Origin of the sequence: Parapedobacter soli (genome assembly GCF_025460835.1) — a bacterium.
Classification (GTDB): Bacteria; Bacteroidota; Bacteroidia; order Sphingobacteriales; family Sphingobacteriaceae; genus Parapedobacter; species Parapedobacter soli.
Genome location: NZ_JAMXAY010000096.1, coordinates 1 through 6857, shown reverse-complemented (window position 1 = coordinate 6857; position 6857 = coordinate 1). Strand labels below are relative to the sequence as shown.

At 31.6% G+C, this 6857-nt stretch carries 8 protein-coding genes and 1 pseudogene; all 9 read right to left on the bottom strand.

The features are described 5' to 3' along the window. Positions 1–223: 223 nt before the first annotated feature. Positions 224–712, bottom strand: coding sequence for a hypothetical protein (locus NGM62_RS21260; protein WP_006260877.1), 489 nt, complete (start codon positions 710–712; stop codon positions 224–226). 3 nt (positions 713–715) lie between these two features. Continuing rightward, complete coding sequence (locus NGM62_RS21255; protein WP_006260876.1) at positions 716–1630, bottom strand: relaxase/mobilization nuclease domain-containing protein; 915 nt, start codon at positions 1628–1630, stop codon at positions 716–718. A 2-nt stretch (positions 1631–1632) separates the two neighbouring features. Next, positions 1633–1932 (bottom strand): plasmid mobilization protein, encoded by a 300-nt coding sequence (locus NGM62_RS21250; RefSeq protein ID WP_006260875.1) that lies wholly within the window; start codon positions 1930–1932, stop codon positions 1633–1635. 95 nt (positions 1933–2027) lie between these two features. Continuing rightward, positions 2028–2981: a toprim domain-containing protein gene (locus NGM62_RS21245; protein WP_036496816.1), complete on the bottom strand. Its 954-nt coding sequence runs from the start codon at positions 2979–2981 to the stop codon at positions 2028–2030. 218 nt (positions 2982–3199) lie between these two features. After that, the gene (locus tag NGM62_RS21240) at positions 3200–4435 is read right to left on the bottom strand and encodes a primase-helicase family protein (RefSeq protein WP_006260873.1); all 1236 of its coding nucleotides are present in this window, start codon (positions 4433–4435) and stop codon (positions 3200–3202) included. A 96-nt stretch (positions 4436–4531) separates the two neighbouring features. Then, a complete protein-coding gene (locus NGM62_RS21235) occupies positions 4532–4831 on the bottom strand; it encodes a DUF3853 family protein (protein ID WP_006260872.1) in 300 nt (99 codons plus the stop codon). Positions 4832–5006: 175 nt separating this feature from the next. After that, entirely contained in the window at positions 5007–5906 is a 900-nt protein-coding gene (locus tag NGM62_RS21230; protein WP_006260870.1) for a hypothetical protein, read from the bottom strand. Further along, a complete protein-coding gene (locus NGM62_RS21225; RefSeq protein ID WP_262250323.1) occupies positions 5903–6574 on the bottom strand; it encodes a site-specific integrase in 672 nt (223 codons plus the stop codon). The genes NGM62_RS21230 and NGM62_RS21225 overlap by 4 nt, the downstream gene beginning before the upstream one ends. Next, positions 6548–6799 (bottom strand): annotated as a pseudogene (locus tag NGM62_RS21220) (phage integrase SAM-like domain-containing protein); the annotation flags it as partial. The gene NGM62_RS21225 and the pseudogene NGM62_RS21220, both read right to left, overlap by 27 nt. Between the last annotated feature and the right edge of the window lie 58 nt (positions 6800–6857).

Below are 6857 nucleotides of genomic sequence, written 5' to 3'. Positions count from 1 at the left end.
TAGGCGGGCTGAACGGCTTCGTATCAACGGAAGTGCAAAATTCAATTTCTGTTCTTCGATTAAAGTTCAGTGCTAAAAATCCCGCCCATCGCCAATACGCGGCACGTCGTTAGTAAATCTTTTAAAATATTGTGAACCTATTCCAACAAAGTTATTCCATAAAATTTTGAGCCTTCAAAGCTCTAAAAATTTTACGGAAATAACTTTGATAAACACTTTTCAATTATTGCTTTTGACTCCACTCTTTGAAAGATTTAGCTGTCCTTGGATTTTTGTTAAAAAACTGATTTACATTTTCTAATTGATTTATTAATTGCCCCTTTTCTTTTTCTAAACGCTCATACTCCGATTTCTCAATAGTATTCTTAACAGCTAAATACATTGAAAAACCTGTTGTTAAAAGTAAAAAGATGTTCAATACAATCAAGTAGAATAACCTCTTTGAGCTAACAGCCTTGTGAACCTTCAAAAGCTCCTCATTATTTTTTGTTATCTCTCGATGAAATTGATCGAAGTCATTCTGTAAGCGTTGTCTTTGTTCTTTTTCTATCTGTCGAAGTTCAGCAACATTTACTGTTACTTTGATGTTACTTAATTCTTTGATGGTATCTAAATGAGTTTTTTTACTTTGTTTTATCGTGTGTTCTAATTGTATGACTTGCTGAAGTAATAGTTCTGTCATATCAGTGAGTTTAGGTTGGTTCTTTGCCATTGTTTATCTTTTTAGTGCTCTTCGTTTACGTTTTTTTTGTTCATCATCTTCATCGTTACCACTAAGTTGAAAAGCAGATAACAAACTAAATAAAACAGACACATCTGTTTTCCAATTCTGCATTTGTGGTTCGATTGCTTCTTGCTTAGTTAATAGTTTTTCTACTTCATTCTTTGACTCTGTGCTTGCTGTATTTTTAAATAAATCATTCAACTTCATATTTCGGTCAACTTCACTTGCTTTTAGGTTTGTATTAGTTGGTAAATGAATAAAGCGATATCCTTGAATATTCCCCTGTTTATTAATAGTTGGTTTAACCTCAATATCTTTTTCAAGCATTAATCGAATGTATTGTTGTAAATCTTTTGGTTCCTGTCTTAAAACTTCCCTATGAGCTGTTTTGATAGTGTTTTTAGCTATTAAGTTTGTGTTGTTAGCTCTTTGTTTCTTATTCTCGTTTTCTTGTCTTATAGACGTCCAACCGTATTTAAGTGCTATTTCGTGAGCAACTCTTTGAGCTTCAAAACCAATGTAATTATCTTTTAGAGCTTTGCCATTTTCATCTATGCGATTGGCGATGATATGAATATGTTTATGCTCTTTTTCTGTATGAACAAAAGCAATGAATTGAGCTTTGGTAGGATCGATTTGTAAACCAAGTAAAAACTCAACGGCTAATGCTCGTAAATCTCTATCGCTCATCTTTTGACTATCTACAATAGTTGGAGATATAACAGCCGATATTGTGTTGTTTTTACATCTGCTGTTTTGATTTTGTAGTATCTGCATCGTTTGAAACATATCTTTCGGAGTATCCCCCGAAAGATTGTTTCTTAATAGCTCATATCCCTTTTTATCATCAATTACGTAATTGAATAATGCTGTGCCACCAACACAAGATTTTGCTTTAGCTATCATAATTACAGTAGTTTTTGTAAGTGAGTCCGAATTAGATTAGCTGTTTCAATAGTGTGTTCTTTAACTCCTGTTGTATCACCAAGCTTAAAAAGGTTGCTTATTCGCCTAAAATTATCTGTGTATTTGTTCAGTAATTTGTAAACTTCAACTTCATCAGGAGTTAATTTATACGCTAAAGAATAGTCAAGTGCGGTGTTTCGGATGTACTCCGAAACGCTACAACCTACTTTTTCTGCTTTGTTTTTTATGATTAGAGCCTCTGTAAGAGTTACTCTAAATTCTATCTTCTTTGTTTTTTTCATCGTCTTACCCATTTTGCGACCTTCGGGAGAAAAACGAGTGGTCTTTGGTTGTCAAATTTCCAATTTGTAAGGACAAAGACACATCTCGATAATTCTCACGTCAAATCATTGCGGTTAATAGTTAGTAAATAATCATTCAAATCTTTGTGATTCTCGTACAGTTTTCGTCCATCAACAACGTTTGTATAGGTCTGAGCTACTTTTTGAAAGGCACTTTCTCCAGCTTTATCATTGTCGAAACAACAAATAATACTTTCATACTTTAATTCTTTGTACAAAGTATTATTGATACTTTTATCCATTTGTACATTGATACATTTATACAATTCCCCATTTGTACATTTGTACAAATAATTATTTGGTGTTTTAATTATTGTATTATTCAACATTGATACGGAATTAAGAATCAAATAATCATATTGCTTTTCTGCATTTGGATAAAGGGTTAAAAAGCTGATGTAATCACTCCAAGATTCAAACAAGACAATATGTTTACTTTTGTTATCAAAGTAGGTTACTGCCTTTTTTCCAAGACACATTTTTATATACACGTTTCTTAGTTCGAAACCATTTATGGTGGTATTGGGAAAACCAACAGCGTAATATGATTTGTTGTTTAGAGTATAGTGTACTTCCTTACAATAAGTTTGAGCCATTTTAAGGCTAAGATTACGCTCAGTGATATATTGTATCAAGTTTGGATGTGTTAATGGCTTAATCGCTTGAATTGTATATGTTGGTTCTTGAATAATGTTAGAACTCACAATAATTGGCTGATGAAAAGAAAAAGAATCGTTTTTGAGCAATTCTAAAGCTGATTTAATATCGCAATTATTGTACTTCATCACAAAATCAAGTGTTGTTCCACCAAAACCAGCAGAATGGTCATAAAACACGTTTTTATCAATATTCACTTTAAATGATGCTGTTTTTTCAGTTCTAAATGGACTGAGATACCACCAATCAACTCTCATTATTTTGGTTGGGGTATGACCTAACTTTTTAAGTAAGTCTGTTAGGCTAATTTGTTTAGCTGATTCACAATTCATACGTTTTGAAATAGTCGGGTTAAAAATCTGTTTTTTTTGATGCAATGATGCAGAAAGGTGTTAATCAATTGTATTTCAATAAAATACTCTGCATCACTCTTGCATCACTGCATCAAACTCATTTTGTTTCTTGCATCACTCTTGCATCAAACTTGATGTATTTTTAGTTTGATGCAGACTTTGATGCAGTGTAACTTATTAATAAACAATAGTTTAATCTATTCTTGCATCATTGCATCAAATATTTTATAGAATAAATCTTTTTTAATGATGTAGTAACGTCCTCTACGTTCTATTTTAACAAATTCTCCATGAGATAAAAGCTCTATTCCTTGATAAGATTTTGTGTTATTTTGTGGTTCGAAATCCCATTTCTTTAAAATCTTTCTTATTTCACTAGCAGATATAATTAGTTTTGGGTTTGTCTTGCGTAATAACAAGAGTAAATCATTGGGAGCTACGCAAATTTCATCCTCGGCAACCTTTTCAAAGCACAGGTTTAAAAGTTCTAAAAGTGAAATCTCTATTTTGTTTTTACTAATTAGTTTTAAAAGGGAAGCTGTAAGTATCTGTTTAGGTGTAAACCACATTCGGGTTTGTTGCGTGGTGTAATAAGGTCGTAGAAGTAAGTATTTGATGAAATAAGGAACTTCACTTGTTAGCTTCTTGATAAAGTGAACGTCTTCTGATTCAATAGGTTTAATCTTTCGAATCCAAAAACGTATTTCTTCTTCGTCTATTTGAATGAAATCATCCTCATTGTTAGAGCAAAGAATAAACTTGGCGAAAAACTCTATTTCCTGTCTGTCTTTTCCCTTTGCTTCAACTTTGTCTTTGTCAGTAGTAGAAAGGTACTTTAAACGCTCTGTAATCTCTTTCTTATCAAAGAATACTTCGTCTATGGCAACTAATAACATACTTGCCCAATCAGCGTTAAATTGAGAACCAAAAGAATCTCCTTTGATATAAGTCATATTGAGTCCAAAGATATTTTTAAGCCATTTAATAAAAGAGCTTTTTCCTGTTGCACGTTCTTTACTAACAAGGCACAATATTGGTAAGGTTTGCGTTGGCTTCTCATACAATAGCTTTAGATAGTCTAAACCATATTCGTATTGTTCACTTCCGAATATGTGCTTTACAAAGTGTAGTGAGTTTGGAATCAATTGTTCTAATTCATTTAAGTTAAAATCTTCTTCTATTGGTTTCATATTTAATTCATTATAGGTATTAAAAAAATTTTCTACGATTGGTTGATAGTTAAGATGGTCTGGAATACAGCAAAAGCCATCTAATTTTAAGACGTTCTCTAAGTAGGACTTTCCGTGATCTGATACAATCGTTTCACGAGTCCAACGCACCATTACTTTAACTTTATCACCTGATATCAAAGGTTTTTCGATGATTTTAAAGTAAGCAGTTCCTACTCGGATATAGGGTATATCTAAGCTCATATTTACTTGTGTTTTAATAATCCTTATCTTTATACGATAAGAGTTGAGTTATACTTTAATTGGATATTAAGGGACGATTTGCACAAGTTGTCCCTTTTATTTTTTAGCGAATAGTTCTAATGCCAAGTCAGCATCGACTATAATTTTTCTACCTCTTTGGATAATCGCTTTTTTGATATGACCTTCTTTCTTGATTTTATTAGCAGTGGTAATACTGCACCCAAGTAGGTCTGCTATACCACGTATTCCGTAAACATAACGCTTTGTAGATTGTTGCGTTTCTTGCGAAGTATTGAGTTCTTTAAAATCCTTTATAGATACTGTTTGTAATAACTGTAATAGTTCTTCTCCTGTCATTTGCCAAACTGGCTTTTCTTTTAATTCGCTTATATACATAGTTTTAGTTTTTAAATTATACGATTTTGTGATGTTCGAACAATTCAAAACTACGATGTGTGTAAGGTGGAGAGGGGGTGGAAAAACACACTTTATTGCACAAAAAAACCACTTTAGTAAAATTCTAAAGTGGTTCAAAGGTGGATTTATAAATTTTAAAGGCTTTTATAGTACTTTATTGTTTAAAAGCTGAATCAATGAGATTGCGATACTCTTTTAATGTATCATTGGCACTGCTACCTGTTATGTGTTTATACTTAGAGTCATAAGTTGCTTTCTTAATCTTAAATTCTTTTAATATTTGAGCAAACCACTTTTTCTTTAAACTTTTGTTTTCTATGTTATTATGTAAGCAATGAATTACATAAAAGAAAGTGTATAGAAAATCCTCTTTGATTTTTATTTTATTCACTGTATGTAAGATATTTATCTCTCTATAAAAATCATATTCTGATATATCTTCAATAAATTGATTGTTTACTATACTATGTAGTTTACTAATAAGTCCCATTGAAAATATAGGCTTGTCATTAATAAAAAGATAATCATTGTCATACATTTCATAGTCCTTAAAATTTGATTTCACATCTTTTAAAAGCCTTTTACTATGATTATATATCTCTTGGTGGTAGTCGTAGTTTAAAAAACCTATCTCTTTGTAAAAACTTGATTCAAAGTAGGTTTTACGTTCAGGCAATTCCGTTTCTCTATACAATTCCATTGTTAAATCATTATCTGACAAACTATTTTTATTTCTTTCTCGGTATTTCTTTAACCGAAGTCCATCTCTATCAAGATTAGTGAAGAAATCAGAATTTTTTTCATACAACTTAATTATTGTCTCCAAATTTTCTCTAACAATAGATAAAATTTCTTTTCTTTCTTGTGTGTCTTTTGCAGAATCAATTCGGTCTTTAAAATCAAACATTAAGATATTAATCATATATTGTCTATAAATATCTTGGGAATCGAAATTAAACGAATTTCCTGATGTGTTTAATTCTTTTTCCCACATCACTATTGTGTTATCAGTCATAAATCTTGTTAATTCTAATTGGGCATCTACTGTATTCATATCATATCAAATTTAGTCATTGCATTCGCTTTAATCGTATCAGCTACATCAATATAAGGCTTCATTGATTTGTAGTCTGAATGTCCTGTCCATTTCATTACAACCTGTACAGGTATCCCCAATGATAAAGCGGTACAGATAAATGTTCTTCGCCCTACGTGAGTGCTTAAATGTTCGTATTTGGGTTTTACTTCATCTATTCTTTCATTGCCTACATAGTAGGTTTCTCTAATCGGTTCGTTAATCTCTGCTAACTCTCCAAGTTCTTTTATGTAGTCATTCATCTTTTGATTAGAAATAACAGGTAGAGCCTTTCCTTTTTCAAAAGGTACATCTTTGTACTTCTCTAATATTGCTCTACTGTGTTTGTTTAATTCAACTCTCAGCATATCATTTGTCTTTTTGGTAACAAACTCAATAGCATCATTTTTAATGTCGTGTCTTGTTAGGCTAAAGGCATCTGAATAGCGAAGTCCTGTATAGCAACAGAAAAGCAATACATCACGTACACGTTCTAAGTACGACTTTGTGCCTAAATCCGTTGATTTAATCTGTTCGATTTCCTCTTGAGTTAAAAAGATTATCTTTTTAGATGTTTCCTTTAGTTTTGGTTTAAACTCTTCAAAATTATAGGTAATTGTATAATTGTTGTTTTTACACCACTTCAAAAACCACTTTACAAAACTAATTTGCTTTTCGATGGTGCTATTACGCATCTGTTTTTCAATGCGTAAAAATGAAACGTAGTCTAATAACGTCTTTTCGTTAATATCAGTAAACTGAAAATTGCTTTTGAAAGAAAAAAGATGTGAACGAACAGTATTAAACTTGGTGTAAGTAGCAGTTGTCCAATCATTGCGTTTACCACTACTTTTTACAAACTCGTCAAAAGCTGTAAAGAGATTCTGGCTCTATGACGGATAGTGTGGGTAATCGAATTTTAGCTTACCG

Bases quoted from the DNA above. Each gene is read 5' to 3' on its own strand.
- NGM62_RS21260 (WP_006260877.1), bottom strand. From the start codon at position 712: ATGGCAAAGAACCAACCTAAACTCACTGATATGACAGAACTATTACTT.
- NGM62_RS21255 (WP_006260876.1), bottom strand. From the start codon at position 1,630: ATGATAGCTAAAGCAAAATCTTGTGTTGGTGGCACAGCATTATTCAAT.
- NGM62_RS21250 (WP_006260875.1), bottom strand. From the start codon at position 1,932: ATGAAAAAAACAAAGAAGATAGAATTTAGAGTAACTCTTACAGAGGCT.
- NGM62_RS21245 (WP_036496816.1), bottom strand. From the start codon at position 2,981: ATGAATTGTGAATCAGCTAAACAAATTAGCCTAACAGACTTACTTAAA.
- NGM62_RS21240 (WP_006260873.1), bottom strand. From the start codon at position 4,435: ATGAGCTTAGATATACCCTATATCCGAGTAGGAACTGCTTACTTTAAA.
- NGM62_RS21235 (WP_006260872.1), bottom strand. From the start codon at position 4,831: ATGTATATAAGCGAATTAAAAGAAAAGCCAGTTTGGCAAATGACAGGA.
- NGM62_RS21230 (WP_006260870.1), bottom strand. From the start codon at position 5,906: ATGAATACAGTAGATGCCCAATTAGAATTAACAAGATTTATGACTGAT.